The organism is Enterovibrio baiacu (assembly GCF_004120195.1).
Lineage (GTDB): Bacteria > Pseudomonadota > Gammaproteobacteria > Enterobacterales > Vibrionaceae > Enterovibrio > Enterovibrio baiacui.
Window position 1 is genome coordinate 257,471 of sequence record NZ_SCHN01000010.1, and the last position, 25,654, is coordinate 283,124.

Annotated in this window: 20 protein-coding genes; 10 read left to right on the forward strand and 10 right to left on the reverse strand. The window is 50.0% G+C overall.

All coding sequences use genetic code 11. The annotated features are described in order from the left end of the window. Positions 1–303: 303 nt before the first annotated feature. The 4 genes from EQP46_RS12460 to murQ form a co-directional block, all read right to left on the reverse strand. The gene (locus tag EQP46_RS12460) at positions 304–1,113 is read right to left on the reverse strand and encodes a hypothetical protein (protein WP_129493970.1); all 810 of its coding nucleotides are present in this window, start codon (positions 1,111–1,113) and stop codon (positions 304–306) included. Further along, on the reverse strand, positions 1,098–1,640 hold the full coding sequence (locus tag EQP46_RS12465) for an RNA polymerase sigma factor (RefSeq protein WP_129493971.1): 543 nt from the start codon (positions 1,638–1,640) through the stop codon (positions 1,098–1,100). Before EQP46_RS12465 ends, EQP46_RS12460 begins: the two co-directional genes overlap by 16 nt. Positions 1,641–1,649: 9 nt before the next feature. Continuing rightward, positions 1,650–2,360 carry a hypothetical protein gene (locus EQP46_RS12470; RefSeq protein ID WP_129493972.1) on the reverse strand — a complete coding sequence of 237 codons (711 nt, stop codon included), beginning with the start codon at positions 2,358–2,360 and terminating at the stop codon, positions 1,650–1,652. A 266-nt stretch (positions 2,361–2,626) separates the two neighbouring features. Next, positions 2,627–3,529, reverse strand: coding sequence for an N-acetylmuramic acid 6-phosphate etherase (murQ, locus tag EQP46_RS12475; RefSeq protein WP_129493973.1), 903 nt, complete (start codon positions 3,527–3,529; stop codon positions 2,627–2,629). 210 nt (positions 3,530–3,739) lie between these two features. Between murQ and rlmC the strand changes: the two genes are divergently transcribed. Together rlmC and EQP46_RS12485 are read left to right on the forward strand one after the other, a co-directional pair. After that, positions 3,740–4,909 carry a 23S rRNA (uracil(747)-C(5))-methyltransferase RlmC gene (rlmC, locus tag EQP46_RS12480; RefSeq protein ID WP_129493974.1) on the forward strand — a complete coding sequence of 390 codons (1,170 nt, stop codon included), beginning with the start codon at positions 3,740–3,742 and terminating at the stop codon, positions 4,907–4,909. A gap of 354 nt (positions 4,910–5,263) precedes the next feature. Then, the gene (locus tag EQP46_RS12485) at positions 5,264–7,048 is read left to right on the forward strand and encodes a zinc-dependent metalloprotease family protein (RefSeq protein WP_161972860.1); all 1,785 of its coding nucleotides are present in this window, start codon (positions 5,264–5,266) and stop codon (positions 7,046–7,048) included. Between the two features lie 55 nt (positions 7,049–7,103). Here EQP46_RS12485 and EQP46_RS12490 read toward each other — a convergent pair whose 3' ends face one another. Further along, positions 7,104–7,493, reverse strand: a complete 390-nt coding sequence (locus EQP46_RS12490; RefSeq protein ID WP_129493976.1) for a hypothetical protein — start codon at positions 7,491–7,493, stop codon at positions 7,104–7,106. A 393-nt stretch (positions 7,494–7,886) separates the two neighbouring features. Here EQP46_RS12490 and EQP46_RS12495 point away from each other — a divergent pair, with 393 nt between their 5' ends. The 4 genes from EQP46_RS12495 (at position 7,887) to galK (ending at position 15,412) form a co-directional block, all read left to right on the forward strand. After that, positions 7,887–11,327, forward strand: coding sequence for a M66 family metalloprotease (locus tag EQP46_RS12495; protein WP_129493977.1), 3,441 nt, complete (start codon positions 7,887–7,889; stop codon positions 11,325–11,327). 263 nt (positions 11,328–11,590) lie between these two features. Then, on the forward strand, positions 11,591–12,691 hold the full coding sequence (locus tag EQP46_RS12500) for an alkene reductase (RefSeq protein WP_129493978.1): 1,101 nt from the start codon (positions 11,591–11,593) through the stop codon (positions 12,689–12,691). Positions 12,692–13,130: 439 nt separating this feature from the next. Then, on the forward strand, positions 13,131–14,189 hold the full coding sequence (locus EQP46_RS12505) for a UDP-glucose--hexose-1-phosphate uridylyltransferase (RefSeq protein ID WP_129493979.1): 1,059 nt from the start codon (positions 13,131–13,133) through the stop codon (positions 14,187–14,189). 53 nt (positions 14,190–14,242) lie between these two features. Continuing rightward, complete coding sequence (galK, locus tag EQP46_RS12510) at positions 14,243–15,412, forward strand: galactokinase (protein ID WP_129493980.1); 1,170 nt, start codon at positions 14,243–14,245, stop codon at positions 15,410–15,412. Positions 15,413–15,539: 127 nt separating this feature from the next. Here galK and EQP46_RS12515 read toward each other — a convergent pair whose 3' ends face one another. Next, positions 15,540–16,547 (reverse strand): substrate-binding domain-containing protein, encoded by a 1,008-nt coding sequence (locus tag EQP46_RS12515; RefSeq protein WP_129493981.1) that lies wholly within the window; start codon positions 16,545–16,547, stop codon positions 15,540–15,542. 280 nt (positions 16,548–16,827) lie between these two features. Here EQP46_RS12515 and EQP46_RS12520 point away from each other — a divergent pair, with 280 nt between their 5' ends. From EQP46_RS12520 to EQP46_RS12530, 3 genes are all read left to right on the forward strand, one after another. Further along, entirely contained in the window at positions 16,828–17,811 is a 984-nt protein-coding gene (locus tag EQP46_RS12520) for a glutathione S-transferase family protein (protein ID WP_129493982.1), read from the forward strand. Positions 17,812–17,865: 54 nt separating this feature from the next. Then, the gene (locus EQP46_RS12525; protein ID WP_129493983.1) at positions 17,866–18,840 is read left to right on the forward strand and encodes a glutathione S-transferase family protein; all 975 of its coding nucleotides are present in this window, start codon (positions 17,866–17,868) and stop codon (positions 18,838–18,840) included. A gap of 69 nt (positions 18,841–18,909) precedes the next feature. Further along, positions 18,910–20,079 (forward strand): questin oxidase family protein, encoded by a 1,170-nt coding sequence (locus EQP46_RS12530; protein ID WP_129493984.1) that lies wholly within the window; start codon positions 18,910–18,912, stop codon positions 20,077–20,079. An 87-nt stretch (positions 20,080–20,166) separates the two neighbouring features. On the opposite strand, the gene EQP46_RS12535 is transcribed toward EQP46_RS12530, so the two are convergent. After that, on the reverse strand, positions 20,167–20,562 hold the full coding sequence (locus EQP46_RS12535) for a DUF2750 domain-containing protein (RefSeq protein ID WP_129493985.1): 396 nt from the start codon (positions 20,560–20,562) through the stop codon (positions 20,167–20,169). Positions 20,563–20,870: 308 nt separating this feature from the next. Here EQP46_RS12535 and EQP46_RS12540 point away from each other — a divergent pair, with 308 nt between their 5' ends. Next, positions 20,871–22,397: a phospholipase D family protein gene (locus EQP46_RS12540; protein WP_129493986.1), complete on the forward strand. Its 1,527-nt coding sequence runs from the start codon at positions 20,871–20,873 to the stop codon at positions 22,395–22,397. Positions 22,398–22,456: 59 nt separating this feature from the next. Here EQP46_RS12540 and EQP46_RS12545 read toward each other — a convergent pair whose 3' ends face one another. The 3 genes from EQP46_RS12545 to EQP46_RS12555 all read right to left on the reverse strand — a co-directional run. Continuing rightward, on the reverse strand, positions 22,457–24,076 hold the full coding sequence (locus EQP46_RS12545; RefSeq protein ID WP_129493987.1) for a GMC family oxidoreductase: 1,620 nt from the start codon (positions 24,074–24,076) through the stop codon (positions 22,457–22,459). Positions 24,077–24,079: 3 nt separating this feature from the next. After that, positions 24,080–25,378 (reverse strand): AMP-binding protein, encoded by a 1,299-nt coding sequence (locus EQP46_RS12550; RefSeq protein ID WP_240671720.1) that lies wholly within the window; start codon positions 25,376–25,378, stop codon positions 24,080–24,082. A gap of 19 nt (positions 25,379–25,397) precedes the next feature. Beyond that, a partial coding sequence (locus EQP46_RS12555; protein ID WP_161972861.1) for a transposase occupies positions 25,398–25,654 on the reverse strand: 257 nt, incomplete at its 5' end.

A 25,654-nucleotide genomic window follows, 5' to 3' on the forward strand; every position in this document is an offset into this window, starting at 1 on the left:
TCAAATAGGGTGCAAGGAAACACCAATAGGGTGCGCTTTGTTTATAAAATATTGATATTAAAAGAATATAAAATCGCCCCGCATTGAATGAATTGCACAAATCGTTAACGTGCGTATAACGTTGAATGCATCATGCTTGTGCAATGAAAAGGTGTTGTACGCACCAAAATGGTGCTTTAGCAGGAAGGCCGAATAGGGAAGAGGGTTTAGGCGGTATGTGTGTTGTCGGTTTCAAGATCAAAGAAAGCACACTCGCGATGGCCAAGTATGCTTTCTGGACCGGTAAATGTCGGATGGCGTGCGCTAAATCGCGTTCCAATCACTCAATTCAACACAATCACCTTGGTAAATCACTGTGCTGTTTGGATCGTTGGTTTCTGTCACCAATAGCTCCGAGCTGTTTTTCAGTGCTTTCCATTCTGTAGGGCTCATAAAGCGCGTGTCGTTGATGCGTCTTAGTGTGTCTATGGGGTTTAGTTTTCCGCTCGCTTTATCACGCATCCACACCATCGCCGTCTCGGACGGCAGATTGGTTTCCCGCAGGTTTCGTTGTAAACGGATTGTGGATTCACCAGGCTTCGCGCCTTGATATGCCACCAATGCGAATTGATTTTCTTCAATGTTAGACGACATCATCGCGAAGTAGGCTGCGGGTTGAACGCGCGAAATCAGAGATGTTGTCTGTGTGGACTCGCTTGTAGGGATGACAGGATCAGGCGTCATTATGGGTCTGATGAACATTCCTAGCATGAGCGCACATGCAAACCCAACAGGCGTAAACCATGCTGGCCATCGACGAGTTGGTTGGCTTGCCTCTAGGTGAGGGGCGTTCCCGTGCGTCCGTGGCAACAGCGCGAGAGAAATGCGATCCCACACTTTTGGGGGGGCGGGTGAAAACCCCTGTTCGTCGAGGTGATCATCCATTGATGGCGTTAGCCCACTAAAGTGCTTTTGCCAATGGGCGATGTTTTCCCACCATGTTGGATCTTGTTGAATCAATTGTTCGAGTCGGCGGCGAACGCGCGGTGTCAACGTACCTAAAACGTACTGCGCAGCGAGTCTGTCGCGAACCTCGAATGCCGCATAGCGTTTGGCTGTTATTCGGTTAGGCATCGTTTTAACTCCTGCAGTCCGCGTCTGATCCATGACTTCACTGTACCCAGTGGCGAATTGATGTGCTCAACGATTTCTTGGTGTGTCATGCCGTGTTGATAGGCAAGCACGATGGCGTTGCGTTTTTCATAAGGCAACGCCTCGAGACACAGATCGAGGCGTTGAGGCTCCTTCGTATTTGTCGATGATGGGCTATCATCCGCTACCGTTTCTCGGGAAAGAAGCGTCGAATCCGCATCGTTTTGTTGTCGCCGTCGTCGTTGGCGTAGCTCATCAATGGCAAGGTTTCTCATGCTTTGGCAAAGCCACGCCCACGGGTGTTCAACCGGATGACGTTTGGCGTTAAACCAAAGCTTTAAAAAACCTTCTTGGAGGAGGTCTGCGGCGAGTTGATCATCTCGCACGATGGATTTTACTAAGCTGAAAAGTCGCGCATTCGTCAGAGCATAAAGCGCCTCGAAAGCCTCTCGGTCTCGAAGCGCTATGCGTGAGAGTAGCGATGTTAGCTGCTGTTTATCGACGCTCACTGAATGTCCTTATTGCTGTACGATATGCCAAACGTTTTTCACTCCATGACCGGTCGTGTCGCCGGGTGCCTTATCTTTAAACCATAGATACAAAGGCTTGTTATTGTGCATCCATTGGTATGTGCCATCTGCTCTTTCTGTGATACCAAAGCCCCCCGAAAGAGAAAGCGTGCTGATGCCTTGAGATGCCAGGGTTGATGGAACGAGGGCTGGCGGCCATTTCACCGCGCAATCGCCATAACATGTCGATTTACCGTCTATGTCTTTATCAAATGTGTAGAGGGTGCGGTTGTTCTCATCAACAATGAAGCGTGCCTTGCCCGCGCTGTAGAGCTTGAGTGACACATCATCTGCACGTGCCAATGGCCATACCCCTTTGATGCCGGCACCAGAGATGTCTCCGCGTTTCTTGTCATTTATCCAGCGGTAAAGTGGTTGCCCATCTTTGGTCCACTGCTTGCTGCCATCAGCCCGACGAATCGTTGAAAAGCCTTCTTCTTCAGCAAAGAGTGCGTTGTTTGCTTGGTCCGCGAGCAATGGTGGCCATTTTGCAGCACATCCGTCATTACAATTCGATACGTTTGGCACATCCTTCGCAAAGGTATACAAGGTTCTACCCTTCGCATCGACATAGACGTCGCCAATGTCAGTGTCTTGTTTGATCGCAGCGGCAGAGGCCAGCGCTGGAAAAAGTAGAGCCAATAAAGTCCAGTGTTTCATTTATTTATCCTTTCAAAGTACTTCGGTGTCGAAGTGGTAAGCGCATTGCTTTTTCTCACGGCCATGTGAAAAGAGTTTTCAAGATAAGAGACGACGGGGTTTGGGATTTAGATGCAGGGCAGATGAAAAAATAGGGATAAGAAGGAAAGCAAGGTCAGAAGCATTTGTTGAAAAGAGGCGTTATGTCGATACAAAAAAGCCCAAGTCCTCAGTGATAGATTTCTTGAGCTTTAGGCGCTGACGTTACATTCAGCTTTTGTCGAGGGTTACTTGGCGTTCAATGCGGCGCGGATAAAACCATTGTGTTGTTCAAGACGCGCTTTTGCTTCTGATGCATCAATCTCTGCCAATAGCATCAAGATGGCGGTTTTACAGTGGCGATGGCAGGCATTGAGTGCAGCTTCTGCCTCTTCTGAGCTTGCGTCTGTTGCTTCCACCACAATGTTCACTTGGCGCTGAACCAGTTTTGCGTTGGTGGCTTCCACATCGACCATCAAGTTACCATATACCTTGCCGCTGCGAATCATCGCGCCGCTGGTGAGCATGTTGAGCACCAACTTCTGCGCCGTGCCCGCTTTCATGCGTGAAGAGCCTGTGACCACTTCAGGGCCAACGATGGGAGTGATGGCGATATCGGCTTCATCCACCATCGCACACTGCGGATTACACGCAATCGCAATGACGGTCGCGCCCAGCGTTTTTGCATAGCGCATACCGCCCAACACATAAGGTGTTCTGCCGCTTGCGGCAATGCCGACAACGACGTCCTTGCTTGTTAAAACCAGCTCTTCAAGGTTGCGTTGACCCAACTCGGCGTTGTCTTCGGCGTTTTCGACCGCTTTCAAAATTGCTGGGTGACCACCCGCAATCAAGCCGACAACCATCTCTGGTTTTGTGCCATACGTTGGGGGGCATTCGCTGGCGTCTAAAATGCCTAATCGGCCAGATGTGCCCGCGCCCATGTAAATCAAACGGCCTTGGTTTTCGAAGGCTTTGGTGATGGTATCAACCGCGAGGGCAATATTGGGTAACTGCGCTTCCACGGCGAGCGCAACTTTCTGATCTTCTTGATTGATCACCGTTAGCATGTCCAGTGTCGATAAGGTATCGATGTCTGCACTGGCGGCATTTCGACTTTCAGTGACTAAGCGGGTTAAATCAATCTTCATTGTGGATCTCTCGTCATCATGATGGTGATCAGTATTCCTTATAGGCATGGGAAACCACAACGATTTTTTGCGCGATTCGCAAAGCTGAAATGCATCGGTTTGCATGGGTTTCCTACCATGAGAATTATTGATTAATACGAGCAATAACTCGAATGGTCATTTTTTCCCAGAAGCATAGACTTGCGTTTTTTTCTTGGCGGTAGAGCCCCTATGCAGTGCAAATTCTACGATCAACACCAGTGCCGTTCTTGCGAACTTAGCCATGTACCCTACATGGAACAGGTCGCGCAGAAAGATCAGGCATTGAAATCATTGTTTGAAAACCGAATGCCTACGCAATGGTTGCCACCTGTGCTGAGTGAAGAAACGGGCTGTCGAAATAAAGCCAAGATGGTGGTGTTGGGGGCGGCGCATGCGCCCGTGCTAGGCGCTGATGTTAAAAGCACCGGTGCAAAAAGTGTCGATGCGAAGTGCGGCGATCCTATTGAGCTGGTGAGCCTGACACATTGCCCTTTGTATACCGAAGACATGCAAGCACTGTTGGCGTATCTGCAAGATTGGATCCGCGTCGCAGGTATTCCGCCGTACAACAAAACCAAGAAAAAAGGCGAACTGAAATACATTCTGCTCACGCGTAGCGATCATAGTGGCGAATTTATGCTGCGTTTTGTGTTGCGCAGCCGTGATGCATTGCCACGTATTGAAGCCAACTTGGAAAGGTTAAAAACCGCGTTTCCAACCCTACGCGTGGTGACGGTGAACCTTCAACCGATTCATATGGCGCGATTGGAAGGGGAAGAAGAAATCTTCCTGACAGAGGCAGAACATTTGGTTGAGCGTTTTAACGATGTGCCGCTGGTGGTGCGTCCTAAAAGCTTCTTCCAAACCAACCCCAAAGTTGCAGCGCAACTGTATGCGACCGCGCGTGAGTGGGTAAAAGAGATTGCGCCAAAACACATGTGGGATTTGTTCTGCGGTGTGGGTGGTTTTGCGCTGCACTGCGCGAGTGTCACTGATACCGTTACTGGCATTGAGATTGAACCTGAAGCGATTGCCAGTGCAAAACGGTCTGCCGCGGAAATGGGGATCACGAACCTGAATTTTGATGCGCTCGATTCTGCCAAATTCTCTGAAATGCAGAACACCGCGCCTGATTTGGTGCTGGTGAACCCGCCGCGCCGTGGTTTGGGCAAGGCCCTTGTTGAGCAGTTGGTCGAACTTGCTCCACAACACATTCTCTATTCAAGCTGCAATCCCGACACGCTGCGCGCTGACATTGAAGCGATGCCTTCTTACTCGGTAAAACGCCTGCAATGGTTTGATATGTTCCCTCACACAGAACATGCGGAAGTCATGGTGTTGCTGGAAAATAAAAAGTAACAAAGGCTGGAAGGCGAGAAAAGAAAATCGACCGATAGTCTTTTGACTTTATTACGCGAATTGACATGAAAAAAGCCATGAATACACCGTCTTAATTCATGGCTTTTCTTTTTTCTCCTACATTTTCTTGTGGCGAAATCTTCGTGCATTACGCCCCCCCGAACTCGTGAGAAACGTAAAACCCTGTTCTTGGGATCTCGTGTTGAAGAAGTGGCGTTGTAGCAATTTTAATAAATTGCTGGGCATTTATTTCTATAAAACAATCAAATACATCTCACTATGTGGACACATTTCTCGACATCCTTTGCGTAGAGTTTCTCTGCAATTCATCGAATGAATCAAAGGATGCTCGAAATGATAGGAATGCTTTTCAGACGCTACATCGCGCTGGCAATCTCGCTTGTGTGTGTATGTGCTTCTAGCCTTGCCGTGGCGGCAAATCTTACGCCCAAAGATGTGGTTGATGGGCAGCTGCCGAGTAACGACAGAAACATCACCTTTACCACCTATAACGGGAATTGGGTACGCGATATAAAACTGCCTTTGACGCCGGAAGATAATACGGTGGTGACCGTGATATCCAAGGCTGGATACGCTTCAAACATTGCGCATGCGACCCTGCAATTTGAACAACTTCTTCTAACGACTGGGGATCGCGTGACTGTTCGTTATAAGGCTAGCAATGCGTCATGGTCTATCGACATGGAAAATCAATCGCCGAATGCGACGGGCAGCCAAATCGATAACAGCGCGGGGCAACAATACGTGCACTACCGTGTGTGGAATGGGAATTGGACGCGCCAAATCACCTTGCCTGAAGACGCGCAAAAATTGCGTGGCATCATTATTTCATCGGATGCCGCGTGGGACGCTGAAATCTCGAGTGATCAACTGCTGACAAAGAGTTCAACGCGTTTGAAAAGGGGCGATACATACAAGCTCACGTACAACACCACCTACAAAAAGTGGGCGTTTCAACACACCCCACAACGTGTGATCAACGCGCGTGATATCCGAGATGGCACCGTCCCAACACCTACATCTCCCGATACCTTGGTGCAGTTTGCCAACGCCAATTTTATCCATACTCTTTCATTACCAGCGCAAGGCAAAGAGGGCGATACGGTGACTGTTCGTTCGCGCGCCGCATGGACAGCCAGCATTCTCAATGCGAACACCAACATGAAAACGCCTGTTTCGTTACGCACTGGGGATGAGTATGTCTTTGTGTATCGAAGCGATCGCCGCCATTGGGCGCTGTTTACGCACCCCGAGAAGTCTTTTAATGCGCGTGATGTGAAAAACGGCCAACTTGCCGTTGTATCGCCAACAACGAAAGTGTATTTCTCAAACGGCAACTGGCAACGCAACCTGTACCTACCACAGAGCCCAGAAGGCTTTCGTGTTCATCTGAAAACCGACGCTTGGTGGTCTTTTACTGTTCAAGCACAAGCCATGAAGAATGAAGCTATCCATCGTGGCGAGCATGTCACCTTTGTGGTGAATGCATCTGGCAATTGGGAACGTGAAACGGTCACCATTGATTTGCTGGGCTACTACAGCCACAGAAATGTAGAGCGGTTGGGGGAGGCTGCTTCAAGAAATCGTCTTGTTGAGGGCATGAGCTTGACGAACGAAGCGCTCATCAATTCACACGCGAACTTCCGTTTTCGTTTCGTCAGCATCGAACGTTTTCAATCGCCTTCTACATGGTTACGACTCGGGGATGCGTTGTCTGCGTTACGCTCAGACAAAACGGCACAAGACAGACGCAATGCGTTGAAAGCTGACGGTATTTACTACGAGGGTACTGAAAGTGGGTGTGGATTGGCGTGGGTTCGTGCTAGCCGATTCAACATGGTTGCGAGTGGCACCATTCATTGCGGGACGACAGTCATGCGTCACGAGTTAGGCCACAATATGTCGTTGAATCACGGCGTGTCATTGCCGGAACAAGCGAGCAACTACAACGTGGGATATTCGCGTGAAGGGACGGTGATGGGAGGCAATCGTCAACCCTATTTCTCGACACCAGAGTTGCTGTCGCCGACCACCAAATTGCCATTGGGTTTTGAAGACCAGATTGATGGTGTGCGCGCGATGAATGCGTTCTCTCATCAGGTCGCAAATTACAACTAACCCTTGTTCTTAACCCATAGAAACCATGGAATGAGCGGGCGAGATGCCCGCTTTTTTAATTTCGATAGTAATCGATCACCTGAATCTCATGCGGCTTTGCACCGCCTAGCAGCGTGACCTCAAACTGGTACGGTGACAATCGTTTGATCGCCTCTTCGGGTTGCCTGCAAACGTCGATGCCTTCTAACTTTTTAAACGGCTGATCTGCGCCGTAATACATGCTAAGAGTGACTGTCTTTGGCTGGTTTGTCGCAAGTTCAAATCGGCATATACCCGTGGGACACACAATATCGACCTGTGTATCTGAGTGTTGCACTATCTGCTCAATGCCTTGAATGGACGTTGCTGAGATGCTGCCCTTGCCGTTCAGAAGGCTTTGCTGGCTACAACCCACCAAAAGCGTGCTGCCAAGTAGCGCCATGGATAGCATGATTTTCTTGGTCATTTTGTTCTTATCCTCTTTTCTGCTCAACGCAACTTTTGCTCGAATAGCGCATTCAAATTGCAAGTCTTTCCATGTGCAAATTTCACATTCACGTCATGCTCAACAAGCATCATTTTTCTTTGCACGCTCTAGTGTGCATTCTTATGCTCTCATTGACCAACAAAATAGACTGTTTTATCGACAGGGATGCTGTTTAACATGATGATTTAGCTTTATTTTTTCGATGTTTTTATCTGCAATAATCTCACTAATGTGGAAGTAATATCGCCAATGAGAAAAAACGCCTTGCACCAAGATCAATGAATTGCATATTGCTGGCTGCGACTTCTTGATAACTAGATGAAAATTGGATCTGAATCACATAATTCTAAGTAGAACGATCAGGGACAATTTATGAAATTAACACTTTTGTCATTGCTTATAGGAAGTGCGTTAGTCAGCCAATCAACATTTGCAGAAAACACCACGTTAGTGGCGTTGGGTGAGCAAACCCGAGCTTCGCTCGAAAATATGCAGTTGTTGGCGCAAAACCCCGTCAATGTTGTTGAACGAGATGGCCGTCGTTTTCTGAAATACCAAGGAAAAGAGTACTGGTTGAATCACGAAAACTACCCCATGTTTCCGTTGAACGACACCCATGGCGAATTCAGCACCGCGTTTCCGTTTGTAGACGCTGATTGGGAATATGTGCCTTACAACGGTGGCTTCTATCTGATGCACCGTGAATGGGGTGTGATGAACGCGAATGACACGGGCTGTTATGTTGAATACGTTCCGGCTGCGCGCGGCTCCAAAGACGATGAAGGCAATTACATTTGGGAGAGTGATTTGATTCTCCGCACTGTCCTGTCTGACTGCGGCGCACAAACCCTACCTGATATTACAGAACTTAACGCTGCGTCTGTGTCTGACTTGGGCGTAGAGCTGGCTTGGAAAGCAACGAGTGAGGACGCGGAATACAACATCGCACTCACGACGTACCCTGAGAATGCATCGTCCATCACGTTTAACTACAAAGCGACGGGTTCCCACTTTTACATTGGCGATCTTGAACCGGACACGGAATACGACGTAGTGCTAACAGGCTGCAATGCCTTGAGCTGTGACACTGAACAGTTGACCTTCAATACCTTGCCAGCGCGCCTCAGCTACAACGACAGCCGAGACGCGCAAAACCACCTACAAGGCAACCTGCGTGCACACGTGAACTTCGCGCAAACACACACCAGTGTGATGCCAACCGGTAACGACGATATTCGCCACCCGAACCTTGTGATGTCCCGTGAAGCGCAGTTGCTGGTAACACCCGCACAATACGGCATCAACCAATTGTGGGTCGATGTCGCTGTGGATGGTGTCAGCATGGGACGTTTCCCTATGCAGCCACCAAGTGCATTGGCAGACGCGGATCAGGTAAAAACCGACCGCAGCAAAGTGGTGTTCTCTCACTATGCATGGAGCTTCCCGTTAAGCTGGGAATGGATGAAGCCGGGCTTATCCCTGCGTTTCAGCGATAACCGTGGCCGCGAAGGCGATCTCACCAGCGACAGCTTGGTCTTTGGTGGCGCACCTGAGATGGTGATCCAAAACATCGATATCGGCATGCTGGTTGAACCGCGTGACCGCTATGACATGATTCAGCAAATGCCAAAACTGGCAACTGACTATTTCCAGAAAATCCCCGTTTCTAAACTGGTGATGGCAGATTACACCCCAGTTCACCTGAAAAAAGTCACCCTACCAAACGGCAAGGTGTATACCAAAGCCAGTGAGTATGAAACGCCGGGATGGCACGGTGGCGACATGCGTGAATACGTCGGTAAGCGCCTGTTCTCTATCGGTATTAATAACGCTAACTTCGGCGTAACCGACACTGCGGGTGGAAACGCAAGCTGGCCGCGTCCATTTAGCCACATCACCTCGCACAACAGCCGCGGACGATACTTGGCGAAAGATGCAGAAACCGGCGTTGTTACCTCTAAAGTTGTACAACACGGCGGAAGCGGTGGTGGCGGCATTGTGACGCTCGATGCAACACGCGGGAATGAATGGTCTCACGAATTAGGCCATAACTATGGCCGAGGACACCATCCTCAGGGCTACTCCATCCATGATATGGAATCCGGTTGGGGTTGGGATGTACGCTACAAGCGCTTTATCGGTAACCTGCACTGGACGGATACACCGATTACGATGGAAAATGAAAACAGCGGTGAAATTGTCCCACCGTTTGCTGGCGAATTCCGCTTTATGCGAGAAGCCATGGGCGGCGGGGAATACGCAAAAACGGGCCTAATCAGCCACTATACGCTTGAGCACCCGATTGCATCACGTGTCACACAGGATTGGTTCAACCAATCAAACAACCTAGACATGAACAGCACCACGGGCTTTTCGCAATGGGAGCACACCTCGCAGCAATATGTTGAGGTAGATTCAGACTTTACCAAGCCTGAATCAAAAGGTGTTCCAGTGATCACTGTGTTGGGTATTTACGACCCTGCAGAGCAGAACGCAAGCCAGATCTATCCGTTGATCTACTCAAACTACGGCAACCTGTTTGAGCTTCCTGCGCCGAACTATATCGAAACGCAATTAGAAGGTTGGCAATCGGTGCGCCACCTGAGCGAATCTGATCGTCTAAGCACGGAATGGCAAACCCTGAAAATTGATAACGCGCAGTTGCCTGTTTGTCAGTTCAGTTATACCAACGCAAACGGCGAGCAAGCGAACTTCGTCGGTTATGAAGATGCTAACGACAACGTGTGCCGCACGGCGCCTGAAATGTATTGGGCGGTTAACGGGCAACGCGAAAACCCTGTTTCTCCGTTAATGGATTATCAGTTGCTCTCGGCCAAAGGTGAGCACCTTGGCGCTGTCATCTATACCCCTACCGCTGCCTTGGGTGAACAAACGCTGTGTAGCTTAGATAAATCAGGCACTTCTCACGATGGCGCAGGATTCATTGCCGACGGGAAATGTCAGCAAATTGATGACGTAAAACACGTCAATGGCGCAAGATGGTCATATGCTGCTCACCAAGGTGGCATTGCGCAATATACTTTGCAGTCCCAAAAACAGTGTGAGTTGGCGGTTGAAGGCGAGAATGGTTCAGTACAACGTATTGCGCTAGCAAGCACTCGCTACAGCAGCGGTGAAAGCAACAAGTTCCACATTAACTTGCCAATGGATAACCACCCTAAACGTCTCACCCTAAGCTGTTCACATGCCGATGGTGCCGTCAGCGTGCTGGATAGCCAAGAGACGCCGCGCAACTCTGCGGTGAATGATTTGGTCGGCCCAGTGATTATTGGTCAAGAGCATGGTTATGAGGCATTCGAATCTGCCTTGCCACCAAGCTGGTTCGCACACACAGAAACCTTTGACCCTGCGGACCTGTCGAAAGCAGACCTAAACAATCTGGCGACATTGCGTTTGGGTAATGATTATCCGTATGTTTGTCGTTTCCCAATGACCGTGAGCGGCGTTGAAAAAACGCTGCACGGTTATGTTGAAGACCTCGGCAACGGTGAATTCCAATGTACGGGTGGGGATGACATTACGGTAAGAGATGCAGATGGTGAACGCCCGATGTTCTCTGCTGTTAATCAGTTTGAATGGCTGTCATTGAACAACCCTGCAGGGATTGGTGAACGCGTCAAAGCCAAAGCTGGCAGCGATGCGAATCTATGTAGCTTAACCAGCGGTGGAGAATTCTACGGTGCAGGCTTTGTGAATGAAGGCGGCCAATGTGTTCAAGAACCTGAAGTGTATTGGTCAAACGGTAACCGTTGGGTTTTCTCAAGCCGACATGGTTCTTACAGTTACCAATAGTGTTTGTCGCTCATTTCTATCGATAAGCGATAAGCAATAACTCGCTTCCCGCCCTCTGGCCGTTTTCGTTGTCAGCGGGCGGGATGTTTTCCCTTCCACGTAGATTGAACCTTGCGAACCTTCCTTCTTGCCTGCTTTACTTCCTCAATCGCAACGTGCTCCTTTGTTCATAACAAAACATTATTCATTTTATAAAAATCGATAATTTCAAATACCAAGTAATCATGCGTATTCTGACTGCTATTAAGTATTAGGAGTCCGACATGACCAATGCATTGTTTCAACCGATCCAACTCGGTTCGCTTTCTCTTAAAAACCGGATTGTGATGCCTCCAATGACCCGCTCACGCGCCAGCCAACCGGGTAATGTTGCCAATGACATCATGGCAACCTACTACGCACAACGCGCCACTGCTGGCTTGATCGTTGCTGAAGGCACGCAAATTTCTGAAATGGGACAAGGTTATGCGTGGACACCTGGCATTTACAGCCAAGAACACATCGCAGGATGGCGCAAAGTGACCGATGCGGTGCATGAGAAAGACGGCGTGATTTTCGCGCAGCTTTGGCACGTTGGCCGTGTGACGCACCCTGATAACATCGGTGGGCAGCAACCTATTTCATCCTCTGCATTAAAAGCAGAAAACGTGCAAGTGTTCATCGACAATGGCACAGACGCACCGGGTTTTGTGGATGTGGTTGAGCCGCGTGAAATGTCGAAAGACGACATCAAACAAGTGATTGCTGAATACCGCCAAGCGGCGTTGAATGCATTAGAAGCCGGATTTGATGGCATTGAGCTGCACGCCGCCAATGGCTACTTGGTCAATCAGTTCATCGACTCTGAAGCCAACAACCGCACTGACGAATACGGTGGCAGCATCGAAAACCGTTTGCGCTTCCTAAAAGAAGTGGTTGAAGCCATGGCGGGTGCGATTGGTGCTGATCGTGTTGGTGTGCGCCTTGCACCCTTTACATCGCTGAATGGCACGGTTGATAGCACGCCAGTGGAAACCTATGTTGCAGCGGCTGCGTTGTTGAACAGTTTGAACGTTGTTTACATTCATATCGCAGAAGTGGATTGGGACGACGCACCAGAAGCACCCGCCGTGTTTAAACATGCGATGCGTGAAGTGTATAAAGGCGTGTTGATCTACGCAGGTCGCTACAACAGTGAAAAAGGCGAGCAAGCCATTCAAGAGGGTGAGGCTGACATGATTGGCTTTGGTCGCCCATTTGTAGCGAACCCTGACTTGCCAGAGCGCTTGAAAAACGGCTACCCGTTAGCGCAGCATGATCCAAACACCTTGTTCGGGGGCGCTGAAAAAGGGTTGTTGGACTACCCCACCTACCAAGCAGGCTAACGACCGCTGTGCATGATGCTTTTGAAAGCCGCTGTTTCCGACAGCGGCTTTTTTGTGCACCTACGTTGTGTCTTGGTACTGAGCTATCGGGGGAGAAAGGCGCATATTGATGGAAAGCAGGTGATCGCATTTCGTCTTGAACCACGTAATGGGTGAGCGGCGTTATCGCCACGTTGTTCACCCACATCCACCGTTTGCCACCACCTTTTACCGATGGCGGCTTGCGGTTTAAGACAAAGGTAGATTTGAAGCGCGCGGATTATTCATCTAGACTGAATGGAAACGTTTACATGGTCTGTTTGCACTTTAAATGGTGGCGAACGGACACGTTCTTGTGAATCGCACCCTAACGTAAGCGCGAGTGGCTAGCAGTGAGGAAACACTGCAGCGCGGTTGAATACAAATGCCACGAAATTCGCTTAAAGGATTGAGAGCTGACATGGATAACACTGAATTTAATCCCGTCGATCACCCACATCGCCGTTATAACCCGCTGACGGGCCAATGGGTGCTGGTGTCTCCACACCGCGCAAAGCGTCCTTGGAGTGGTCAGGACGAGAAGCCTTCGACAGAGGTTCTACCCGCATACAGCGAAAGCTGTTTCTTGTGCCCCGGGAATATCCGTGTGTCGGGTGATCAAAATCCAAACTATGAAGGCACCTATGTGTTTGGCAATGATTTTGCAGCCTTAATGCCCGACTCCCCCCATGCCCCTGAACCGACGAATCCGCTGTTCCAAGCTCAAGGTGTGAGAGGGTTGAGCCGCGTGATTTGTTTTTCACCCGACCACAGTAAAACCCTGCCTGAATTACCCTTGTCAGCGATTCGCGGCGTGATTGAAACCTGGAATGCGCAAATCGAAGAACTGGGTCAAGAGTACATTTGGGTTCAAGCGTTTGAAAATAAGGGTGAAGCCATGGGGTGCTCGCAGCCGCACCCTCATGGGCAAATTTGGGCAAACAGCTTTTTGCCTAACGAAATCGCGCGAAAAGACAAATACCTGCGTGATTATTATCTCCAGCATGGGCGCAATTTGCTGGTGGATTATGTCGAAGCAGAAATGTGTGACGGCGCGCGAACCGTGGTAGACACAGAACATTGGCTGGCGGTTGTGCCGTATTGGGCCGCATGGCCGTTTGAAACCATGCTACTGCCTAAAACGCACATTCGCCGCATGGAAGAACTGACGTATGAGCAACGCGATGATCTGGCCTTGGCCATCAAAAAGCTCACAACCTATTACGATAACCTGTTCCAATGCCCGTTCCCGTATTCGATGGGCTGGCATTACGCGCCGTTTTTTGAACCAGGCACTGACATCGAACATTGGCAATTGCACGCGCTATTCTACCCACCGCTTCTTCGAAGCGCATCGGTGCGCAAATTTATGGTGGGGTATGAAATGTTGGCAGAAACGCAGCGAGATTTAACCGCAGAACAAGCGGCAGAGCGCCTGCGAGCTTTGAGCGACGTGCACTACAAAACTCACATGGATTGAAGAGTAACGCGTTATCCACGCTGTGAAACAGGGGGCTAACGAGAGATAACCTTATGAAGAACATTATTCAAAACGCCAACGACGCGTTTCAACAGGCGTTTAGCTATGACGCCACGCTCGCCATTCAAGCGCCAGGACGCGTGAACTTGATTGGTGAACACACAGATTACAACGACGGTTTCGTGTTGCCGTGCGCCATCAATTACCTAACGGTGGTTGCCGCAGCGAAAAGAGATGACAATCTGGTTCGGGTTGTCGCGGTGGATTTCGATAACGAGCAAGATCAGTTCTCGCTCGATGAAGAGATTGCCTTCCTGCCAGAGAAGATGTGGGCTAACTACATCCGCGGTGTGGTGGTTTGCCTTCAACAACGCGGTTATGACATTGGTGGTGTTGATTTAGCGGTGACGGGTAATGTGCCGCAAGGAGCTGGGCTCAGTTCTTCCGCATCCCTTGAAGTGGTGATCGGGCAAACCTTCAAAATCTTGTTCAAACTGAACGTCACTCAGGCAGACATCGCCTTAATCGGCCAGCAGGCAGAAAATGACTTCGTGGGCTGCAACTGCGGCATCATGGACCAACTGATTTCCGCTGAAGGGCTTGAGAACCACGCCTTGCTCATTGATTGCCGTTCGCTTGATACCTTGCCAGTTTCTATGCCTCAAGACATTGCCGTGGTGATCATCAATTCGAACAAAAAACGCGGCTTGGTGGACAGCGAATACAACACACGTCGATTGCAGTGTGAATCGGCTGCCCGTTTTTTTGGTGTGCTGGCATTGCGTGATGTGACCCTTGAAACATTTGAAGACAACGCTGAGCACCTGAATGAAAAAGTCGCGCGTCGTGCTCGTCATGTGATCACCGAAAATCAACGCACCTTAGAGGCTGCAGATGCCCTTCGCCGTGGTGACTTGCAGACAATGGGGGCGTTGATGGAAGCATCACATGCGTCAATGCGTGATGACTTTGAAATCACGGTGAAAGAAGTGGATACCTTGGTCGACATCGTCAAATCCGTGATTGGTAAAGACGGTGGTGTGCGCATGACGGGTGGAGGTTTTGGTGGGTGCATCGTCGCGTTAGTCACGCCATCTCATGTTGACGCCATCCGTGAGGCTGTTAATACGCAATATGAAGCGTTAACGGGCTTGAAGGCCGATATTTATGTGTGCCAGGCGAAAACGGGTGCGGGGTTAGTGAAAGACGCCGCGATGGCGTAGCGTCTAGACCGCCGTACTATTAGAGGAAGAGGGATTGCGCCTCTTCCTCAACACGTCATGCTTTTCTCGCTTCTCGCTTCTCGCTTCTCGCTTCTCGCTTCTCGCTTCTCGCTTCTCGCTTCTCGCCCTATTTTTTACGAACGGGCGCGACGGAATCTCGTCTTACCAACGTCGGTGTAAACTGCATGGCTTCGGGGATGTCGCCTCGCCCTTTGGAGAGCTGAAGCGCTAGTTGTGTTGCCTGCTCCGCCATCATTTTTATCGGGTAACGAATGGTGGTGAGTTTCGGGTACACATAACGCGCAATCAAGCCATCATCAAAGCCCACAATCGATATGTCCTCAGGAACGTTAATGCCGTTCTCTTGCGCGACCGACATCGCGCCCGCCGCCATGTAATCGTTGTACGCCACCACCGCGGTGAATTCCACAGAGCGCGTCAGCAGTTGCGTCATCGCTTCTTCACCGCCATCACTGCTTGGGTCGCCCAATTCCACCCGTCGTTCGCACGGAGAGATATTGTGGTCATGCAATGCGGCTTCAAATCCTTTCTTACGCTCGTGCGCATCTTCAATGTCGTGGTTAGACGAAATCAGTGCGATCTTGGTATGGCCGTGTTTGATTAGAAACTCGGTGGCCAAATACGCACCACGAAAGTTATCAAGTGAAATGCAGCGTCCTGCCAGTGCATCAATGTGGCGGTTAATCAGCACAAGGCTTTTTACTTCTTCGGCATAGCTGATCAGTGTTTCATCAGACAAGGCTTTGGCGTGAATGATCAGCGCATCGCAGCGATTGTTGATCAGCAGATCGATTGACTCTTGCTCTTCGCGCGGGTCGTGATAACCGTTACCGATTAACGTGTGCTTTCCCGCTGCGCGGGCAACGCGATCGACGGCTTGCGTGAGGGTGCCAAAGAAGGGGTCGGAGACATCCGCGACCAACACGCCGATGGTGGCACTGTTCTGGCTGACCAGCGCTTTTGCGGCGGCATTAGGGCGATAGCCGAGCTTTTTCATCGCCGCGGTCACGGCCTTAATGGATTGCTCGCTGGCATTCGGTGATTTGTTGATCACACGAGAAACGGTCGCGATAGATACGCCGGCTTCCTTCGCCACATCTTTGATCGTTGACATGAAGTACCTCACTGTTCACTTGCAGCCATTATACCCAAACAACGTGAAGATGCAGGATTCGGGGCGAACGCGATCCGATAGCGCGCTCACAATCAGGTGCTTCTTTTGCCTCACCTTGCGTTGTGTTTACGCCATTTCCGCATAATTGCGCGTCGGCATTCTTACGCTTTTACGTTCTCCAATCGAGAACAATTAATTCATGTTATGTCTGTTTATGCAAAACACGACAACCCGTATTGTTACTCCATCAGCACAACACATAGCTTAAGAGGGACACATTATGGGTTTATTGGTCGACGGAACATGGCGCACCGATTGGTATGACACATCGAAAACCAACGGACGTTTTACCCGCAAAGCCACCAGCTTTCGCAGTTGGGTCACGCGGGACGGTTCAGCAGGGCCAAGCGGTGAAGGCGGATTCAAAGCCGAACCCGGTCGCTATCACTTGTATGTGTCTCTCGCGTGCCCTTGGGCGCATCGCACTTTGATCTTCCGAGCGTTAAAAGGGCTAGAAGAGATGATTTCGGTGTCTGTCGTGAATGCCTTTATGGGCGATGACGGTTGGACATTCTTGCCGGGCGACGACGTGATTGCAGACGGCGTGAACGACAAAACGTACCTGCACCAAGTGTATACGGCAGCCCGCTCTGACTATACCGGACGCGTAACCGTGCCTGTGCTTTGGGACAAGAAAACCCACACCATTGTGAGCAATGAATCTGCAGAAATCATTCGCATGTTTAACAGCGCGTTTGACGATGTCGGCGCAAAAGAAGGCGACTTCTACCCCGAAGCGATGAGAGAGGCTATCGATGACATTAATGACTTCATTTACCCGAACATCAATAACGGCGTTTATCGCGCAGGGTTTGCGACAACGCAAGAAGCCTATGACGAAGCGGTGGAGGAGCTCTTCAGCGCCTTGGACAAGCTGGAAACGCGCCTGGCAGAAAGCCGATATTTGGTCGGTGACCAAATCACTGAAGCAGACTGGCGTTTGTTCACCACCTTGGTCCGATTCGATGCTGTTTATGTCGGACATTTCAAGTGTAGCCGTCGCCGCATCGTCGAATACCCAAATCTCTCAGGTTACTTGCGCGAGCTTTATCAACAGCCGGGCATTGCCGAGACAGTGAATATCGACCACATCAAGGCGCACTATTACGGCAGCCATGAAACGGTGAACCCGACGCGCATTGTGCCGCTTGGCCCAGCATTGGATTTCACGACACCACACGGCCGAGAACAAATAGGTCAATGATTCAAACACGTCAACGCAGAGCAAGCGAGTGACGCGCAGTAAAGGAGTGAAGCAATGGGAAAATTAGTTGAAGGCCGTTGGCTGACCGATGATGCGTTGCGTGAATTGGAAGCCAAAGAATATGAAAACGCACAAGGGCGATTTGTGCGCGGCACGGCCAAATTCAGAAGCTGGGTAACCACGACAGGTGAAGCAGGGCCAAGCGGCGATGCAGGCTTTAAAGCCGAAGCAGGTCGTTACCACCTCTTTGCCGCGCTGAACTGCCCATGGGCGCACCGTACCTTGATTTATCGCCAAGTGAAAAAGCTGCAAGACGTGGTGAGCGTGTCGTTAGTCGCGCCGCTGCGCACCGATCAAGGTTGGGTGTTTGATGCGAGCAATCCGCGCTTTACCGACGAACTGCTAGGCCTTGAAGCCATGCACCAGCTTTACGTGAAATCGAACCCTGATTTCACCGGGCGCGTCACGGTGCCCGTGCTCTGGGATAAGAAAACCCAAACCATTGTCAGCAATGAATCCTCAGAGATCATTCGCATGTTCAACAGTGCGTTTAATGACGTCACGGGTGATGAGCAAGATTTTTACCCAGCCGCATTGGCGCAAGACATTGATGCGCTGAACGATTGGATTTTTAACACGGTCAATAACGGCGTGTACAAAGCGGGTTTTGCACGAACGCAAGACGCTTATAGCGAAGCGGTGACGGTGTTGTTCGAATCGCTTGAAAAGATCGAAGCCCGCCTTGGCGAGCAGACCTTCTTGCTGGGCGATGCGATCACCGAAGCGGATTGGCGATTATTGCCCACGCTGGTGCGCTTTGATGTGGGGTATTTCACCGCCTTCAAATGCAACCTGAAAGCGTTACGTGATTACCCGAATATCTCGGCGTATTTAAAAACACTGGTGAAACAACCGGGCGTGCGAGACACCATCGATCTGGATGTGTATCGCCGCGGCTACAACTCAAAAAGTCCACTGCGCAACCCGCATGGTATTGTGCCGGTTGCCCCAACGGTCGACTTTTTGTAAGCGCATTTTTTCTATGCGTTAAGAAAAACACGAACAAAGAATTCATTACCAACGTACGGAGGAGTCATTATGTTATTCACAAAATCAAACACGGCGACAAGGCTATTCAACGCAGCGCCAGACATGTCTGCGTTGGTAAACGATGAAATGCAAAAAGACAGCGCGTTTCACCCCAACTTGGGGGGCGTGACAAAAGGCGGCATGGCGAACCATTACCCGATGACCATCATGTCATTGCAAGGTTTGGGAGCGAGCGATGAAGACATTCGTAACTTCCGTTCAACCTGGCCGCGTTATCGTTCAAAAATCAGCGATGATTTACGCCTGATGGACAAAGGCGTGATCACCCAAGAAAACTGGCCTGACTATTTAGGGCAAGCCAACATGCTGGCAGATTTCCAGCGGGTTTTCTTTGAAGGCTTGAATGCGACTGACGATCAAAACGCGTACTTGCTTTCCGTGCTTGAAAGGCTGCAATACGCACTGCCAATGGGCTTGTTTCACCCATTGATCAGATTGAGTTTTGCCATGATGCACGGCGATAAAGGCTTGATTGCGGATGCACTCGCTTACTGGGCGATCCGTTACGAAGATTTGTATAAGCGTATGCTGCCACCTCGCACGAATTTGACAACGGTGTCAGCCAGTGCCGCGGAGAATTGGGCACTGCTGCATGCGGCAAAACCCCAAATCAGTTTCTGGGGTGGAAGCCTGAGTGTGTGTGAACGCTTGTGTTCTGAACCTGTGCTTCACGACATCGCCGTTGCTGAGAATTTCTTTATTACAGAAGAAAACCTTGAGCTTAAAATCCAAGAGATTGGTGATCGTGCCATTAGCTTGTACTTGTTCGAGCCAGCACTCACGACCTTACATGGTGTGACGGCGTATCAAGCACTGGCGGATATCACTCAGCAAATGCTGCAAAGTGGTAACAGTGTTCGCCCTGTATTGGCCGAGCTTTGGCAGCGCTATTGGGTATGGCTGACAGGCTTGTACCTTGAAAAAGGTTTCCCTGAAACCTTGCCGACGATAGCCTCAGAAGCGCAAGCGTATGTGGATGCGACGGAATGGCAAGACATTGCAAGCGGCATCACGTCAGTGCCAGAAGTGCACGCCATTAAAATGGTGTTTAGCTGCAAGTGGCTTTACGAAAACATTGAAGCCAATCCGCTCTACAAAGCGGCGGCCATCAATGTGCTGGCAGAGCACACGAGGGTGAACCCTGTGGCTTTACGCTAGAACAGCAAAAACAAAAAGAGCGGGCAATGCCCGCTCTTTTTCTATTCAGCATTGAATAGCCGCCAGCCTTAAAGAGGCAACGAGCAATTAGCGCTTTTGTTTTTTTGCTTGGTCAGACAGGTCGAAATCGAACTCGTCTGGGAACAGCACAACGCCTTCCAGTTCGATGTTCGGGAACGCAACAATAGACAACTCATCGTCCATCAAACCGTTCGTCCAGCGGCTGTGCCATTTGTTTAGGCCAATCGCTTCTGGTTTACAATGTTCCCACTCACCGGTCGCCCATTCTTGTGCGAACGCTTCGTTAGGCCACACTGGCACGCAATCTTCGTCTTCGGTATTCAGCATCACGCAGCCGTGTTCATCGGTCAGGATCCAAATTTCACGGTTCTCGACAACTTCCTTCACTAAATACTTATAGCGTTGGTCTACGTCGAATTTAAGGATCTCTGCGATACGTTCCTGAGTCAGGGTCTTAGCCATTTTCAATTCCACCTGGCGATGTTAGTTGCCGCTAGTATACCCAAAGACGGAGATGAAACGATGCCTAATTTCCAGTGAGCGATTTTGCGACTGAGCTGAATATTAAAAGGTGGTTTTGGGGAGTGCTAAATATTGGGAGATTGTAAAAAAGAAATGCAGTTTTAAAGTGAGTTGTCAGTACTCAAAGTGTGAAATTTAGAGCGCTACATCAATCCAGATTCAAAATTCGTTAACCTGTCTCACTATATGCGCCAAATTGAACACGATGTGGTAATTTATGGGCAACGAAATTGAATGGATTCAACCTTTTGAGAAAGACACTTTTACTTTCTTTTTTAGCCATCCTCACTGTGTGTGTCATTGTGGCTTTCACTTATCAGCCAAATTATGGCGAAGGGCATGCGCCTAAAGCAGTGCAGTACCACACGGGCTATCAAGCCAATACCTTGCTGTCTGATTACTTTTCGAAGCCAAAGGATGTGCCAGACGTCTTTTCAGGCTTCTTCCCACTAGAAACAGGGCATGATGCGTTACTGACGCGCTTGGCCATGATTGAGTCGGCGGCGCATAGCCTCGATCTGCAGTACTACATTTTCAGTAACGATGAAACGAGCCAACTGATTGCTTGGCGTTTGTATGAGGCGGCGGAACGTGGCGTAAAAGTCAGGTTACTGATCGATGATATGCAAAATCGTAAAGACAGTGATATTGCGTACCTGAATGGGCATCCCAACATTCATGTTCGCTTGTTTAATCCTCACCAGTTTCGCGCCCTTAGAATGCTCTCTTGGATCACCGATTCAGAGCGTTTAAATCGCCGCATGCACAATAAGTCGATCACGGCTGATGGTGTGGTTTCAGTGGTGGGTGGGCGCAATATTGGTAACGAGTACTTCTCATTTCGCTCCAGCGTGGAATTTGGTGATTTCGACGTTTTACTCAATGGCCCCGTGGTAGAAGACACCGCGGAACAGTTCGATTTGTATTGGAACAGCGAACATTCCGTGCCGATGTCTTGGATCCAAAAGAGTAAACGTGTCCCTAACGCGGAAGATGTTGCCCGTTGGCGCGCGGATTCGCGCATCGAACACAAGTTCACCAGTGATGAATACAACTTCGCGACCTTGCCGCTGTACAAGAAAATCAAAGACAACCAGATTGCTCTGAATTGGGGGCCCGCGCGTTTGTTGTTTGATTCTCCCGCGAAGGTCGATGATGGCGACAGCTTATTGATCACTGGGCTTACTGAGGTGCTGGAAGGGGTGGAAACCTCGATGGTGCTCATTTCGCCGTATTTTGTACCCACGGAGGCGGGTACGCGCGCGTTGATTCAAGCCTCGCTAAGTGGCAAGCGCATTGTGGTGCTGACCAATTCCTTAGCGTCGAACGATGTTTTCGCCGTGCATGGCTGGTATGCGAAATATCGCCAAGCGCTGGTGGAAGGGGGCGTTGAGCTTTGGGAAATGAAGGCGCACACCTATTTGCGCCATCATTGGAGTGTGACGGGGAGCAGTCGCTCAAGCCTTCATGCCAAAGTCATGATGCTTGATTCGCAACAGCTCTTTGTTGGCTCAATGAACTTGGACCCACGCTCTGCCCGTTTGAACACGGAAATGGCGGTGATGTTTGATACGCCAAACTACGTCTACAGTGCGCAGCGAACGTTCTTTGAAGCACTGAGCAAGAACGCGTATCAAGTGAAGATGGACAACGGAGAAATGCGCTGGGTTGATCATTACTATCACCGTTCGTTTGATACTGAGCCCGATTCGGGATTCTTGCTGCGCACTGGGGCATGGCTGAGCGGTTTGTTGCCCATTGAAAGCTGGCTCTGAGTGATGGCAATAAGTGCATGAAAAAGTGAAAGAGTTCGCCCAAACTGAGCGAACTTTTTTTATGCAGCAGCGCTTTTGATTGCGTATTTCGCTTTTATCGCAGCGACTGTTTTTTCTGCAATCATGATGGTGGGTGCATTGGTGTTACCGCCCACCAGCGTAGGCATAATAGACGCGTCGATCACTCTGAGGTTCTCGAGTCCATACACCTTGAGCTCGTCATCAACAACGGCCATGGGGTCATCTTTGGTGCCCATTTTACACGTGCCAACCGGGTGGTATTGGGTGTCTGCACGGTTACGCAAGTCTTGCTCAATCGCGTCATCATCGTTTGGATCCACGGGATAGAACCCCGCTTGCCTTACATCGTCAAACGCCTTACTTTCAAGCATTGCATATTGCTTCTTCCATCCTTTGATCATCACCGACATGTCGTCTGGGTGAGCAAAGAAATTGGGATCGATGCGCGGTGAGTCATAAGGGTTTGCACTGTTCAATTTCACCGTGCCAATGCTTTTAGGACGCAACAGCGTGAGGTGGCTGCTGAACCCGTGGCTAGCATGAATTTTTCGCGCATGATCATCAACGACAGCAACAACAAATACAAACTCCAAATCTGGCACGTCAACGTCATCACTTGAGCGAAGAAAGCCAATGCCTTCGGCAAAATTACTGCTGAGTTTTCCTTTTCGATGTTTGGTCCAGTCAGGAATGGCTTTGGTCAGTTCGGAGGCCATGCTGAGCGATACACCAAAAGAATCACGTTTTGCACTGCAGCGGTAGGAATGAATAAGGTCGATATGATCTTGAAGGTTTTCCCCCACACCAGGCAGCTCATGAATGGGGGTAATGCCGTGTTGCTCGAGATCTGCATTTGCCCCAACACCTGATAACAGCAGCAACTGAGGTGAGCCAAAGGCACCAGCAGAAAGAATGACTTCTCGTTTGCAGTGAATCTGATATCGCTTCCCCTGTGAACCGTACTCGACGCCTATCGCTTTTTTCCCCTCAAAGAGCACCTTATGTGTCGTGGCTTTGGTAATCACGGTGAGGTTGGGGCGTCCTAAATGGGGGGTTAAATACGCTTTTGCAGCGCTGCACCGTTCGCCATTGCGTTGGGTGACTTGTGTGGCCATTGCACCGAATTGCTCTTCGCCGTTGATGTCAGGGTTCCTGGGTACACCAATCGATTCGCAGGCTAGAAGATATCGCTCTAACAATGGGCTGGGAGAGCGAAGATCGGTGACATTCAACGGGCCATGTTGGCCGTGATAGGCGTTATGGTGGATTTCATTGTGTTCTGCGCGTTTAAAAAAGGGCAGACAATCGGCATAACTCCAGCCTTGGTTACCGAGGCTCGCCCAGTGGTCATAATCAAACGCATGACCGCGCGCATACATCATGGCATTGATGGAGCTGGAGCCACCCAGCGTTTTCCCTCTGGGCTGATAGCCTTTTCGGCCGTTTAACCCTTTTTGTGGCACAGTTTCAAACCCCCAGTTATTGATTTTGGTGGGCATCATCGCAACCATGCCCACGGGGGTATGAATGAGTGCGCTGTCGTCTTTGCCTCCCGCCTCCAAAAGGCAAACGGAAACGCGAGGGTCTTCTGTTAAACGTGACGCCAAGACGCAACCCGCTGATCCACCGCCAACCACAATAAAATCGTAGTGATCCATGGTTCATTCTCCTTGTTGTTCTTGGTGCAATTCCCGTTTGAGAATTTTCCCTGTGGCGGTCATCGGAAAGGTTTGGCGGACGATTATACGTCTTGGGTATTTGTAGTCCGCGAGTTGTTCTTTACACCATGCAATCAGGGTGTCTTCGCTGGTATCGTCCGCATCTGCTTTCAATATGACGTGTGCGTGTATTTCCTCCCCGAGCCGTTCGTGCGGTTCACCGATCACGGCAACGGTATCGATGCTGGGATGACACATCATCATCTCTTCGATCTCACGCGGGTACACGTTGTAACCCCCTCGAATGATCATGTCTTTCACGCGATCGACAATGAACAAATTGCAGTGCGCGTCCAGATACCCGATGTCGCCGGTTTTAAACCAGCCATTAGCGAATGCGTCTTTGGTGGCGTCAGGGCGATTGAAGTAGCCCTTCATCACACTCGGACTTTTCACGCATATCTCGCCGTGCGCATGGGTTGGCATGAGATTCCCCGCGAGGTCGATGATCTTAATCATGTGTCCACAAAGGGGTTGACCAACACTGCCTGCGAGGCGATCACTGTCGATATGATTGAAGGTGGCGACAGGCGCGGTTTCGGAAAGCCCGTAGCCTTCAAGGATGGGCAGTTCAAAGCGGGATTCAAATTGCCTGATGGTTTCCAAGGGAAGCGCAGAGCCACCAGAGATACCGACACGCAGGCTTTGCTTTACCTTCTCAGACAGTGTGGTGGATTGCTCACTGGCGCGAAGTAATGCGATGTACATGGTTGGTACACCGGCAAAAACGCTGACTTTGTTGTTTACGATAAGGTTCATCACGTCGTTGGGCTCAAAACGAGGGACCAACACCATGGTTGCTCCTGTCAGAATGCTGGCATTCATGATCACGGTTTGGCCGAAGCTGTGAAAAAGTGGCAATGTCGCCATGGTTGTGTCGCTGTATTCCAGTCGCATCAGGTTTTGTGATGACATGGCATTTGTCATCATGTTGCTGTGAGACAACTCCGCACCTTTGGGTTGGCCGGTAGTGCCTGATGTATAGAGGATCACGGCGGTGTCATCGCCTTGGCGGACAATCGATTCAAAGGGCGAAGCGGGCGCTGACAACCAGTGTTGAAACGAAGGCGCTGTTGACGAAGCATGCCCAGGCATAGCGATGAAATGCTTGCAAGCGTCTGCGTGCTGGAAGCCTTCATGGCCGAATTTCCCCATGGGTAAATCCTCGGTTCCATCAAAACACAGGTAGGCTTTGGCTTCGCAGTCATTGAGGTGGTAGGCAATTTCCCGCTGTTTTAACAAACGACTATGGCGTCAATGATTAATTCTTAGCACTGTTTTCATCCCACATGCTGCCGTCTCTGAGCATAGAATTTAAGATAACAACCATCTTTCTCACACAGGCAATGATGGCGACTTTTTTGGGTTTTCCAGCGTTGACTAAACGCGTGTAGGTTGCTTTAAAAGTAGGGTTACATTGCATCGCAGACATCATTGCCATGTAAAGAACTGTCCGCACTTGAGCGCGTCCTCCTTGGATGACGCGTTTTCCTTTGTAGCGTCCACTTTCTTTTGTCA

Excerpts from the sequence above, each read along its gene's own strand:
- EQP46_RS12520 (WP_129493982.1), top strand. The coding sequence starts at position 16,828 with ATGGGTTTATTGGTCGACGGAACATGGCGCACCGATTGGTATGACACA.
- rlmC (WP_129493974.1), top strand. The coding sequence starts at position 3,740 with ATGCAGTGCAAATTCTACGATCAACACCAGTGCCGTTCTTGCGAACTT.
- EQP46_RS12460 (WP_129493970.1), bottom strand. The coding sequence starts at position 1,113 with ATGCCTAACCGAATAACAGCCAAACGCTATGCGGCATTCGAGGTTCGC.
- EQP46_RS12515 (WP_129493981.1), bottom strand. The coding sequence starts at position 16,547 with ATGTCAACGATCAAAGATGTGGCGAAGGAAGCCGGCGTATCTATCGCG.
- galK (WP_129493980.1), top strand. The coding sequence starts at position 14,243 with ATGAAGAACATTATTCAAAACGCCAACGACGCGTTTCAACAGGCGTTT.
- EQP46_RS12545 (WP_129493987.1), bottom strand. The coding sequence starts at position 24,076 with ATGGATCACTACGATTTTATTGTGGTTGGCGGTGGATCAGCGGGTTGC.
- EQP46_RS12500 (WP_129493978.1), top strand. The coding sequence starts at position 11,591 with ATGACCAATGCATTGTTTCAACCGATCCAACTCGGTTCGCTTTCTCTT.
- EQP46_RS12530 (WP_129493984.1), top strand. The coding sequence starts at position 18,910 with ATGTTATTCACAAAATCAAACACGGCGACAAGGCTATTCAACGCAGCG.
- EQP46_RS12505 (WP_129493979.1), top strand. The coding sequence starts at position 13,131 with ATGGATAACACTGAATTTAATCCCGTCGATCACCCACATCGCCGTTAT.
- EQP46_RS12470 (WP_129493972.1), bottom strand. The coding sequence starts at position 2,360 with ATGAAACACTGGACTTTATTGGCTCTACTTTTTCCAGCGCTGGCCTCT.
- EQP46_RS12485 (WP_161972860.1), top strand. The coding sequence starts at position 5,264 with ATGATAGGAATGCTTTTCAGACGCTACATCGCGCTGGCAATCTCGCTT.
- EQP46_RS12495 (WP_129493977.1), top strand. The coding sequence starts at position 7,887 with ATGAAATTAACACTTTTGTCATTGCTTATAGGAAGTGCGTTAGTCAGC.
- EQP46_RS12535 (WP_129493985.1), bottom strand. The coding sequence starts at position 20,562 with ATGGCTAAGACCCTGACTCAGGAACGTATCGCAGAGATCCTTAAATTC.
- EQP46_RS12525 (WP_129493983.1), top strand. The coding sequence starts at position 17,866 with ATGGGAAAATTAGTTGAAGGCCGTTGGCTGACCGATGATGCGTTGCGT.
- murQ (WP_129493973.1), bottom strand. The coding sequence starts at position 3,529 with ATGAAGATTGATTTAACCCGCTTAGTCACTGAAAGTCGAAATGCCGCC.
- EQP46_RS12490 (WP_129493976.1), bottom strand. The coding sequence starts at position 7,493 with ATGACCAAGAAAATCATGCTATCCATGGCGCTACTTGGCAGCACGCTT.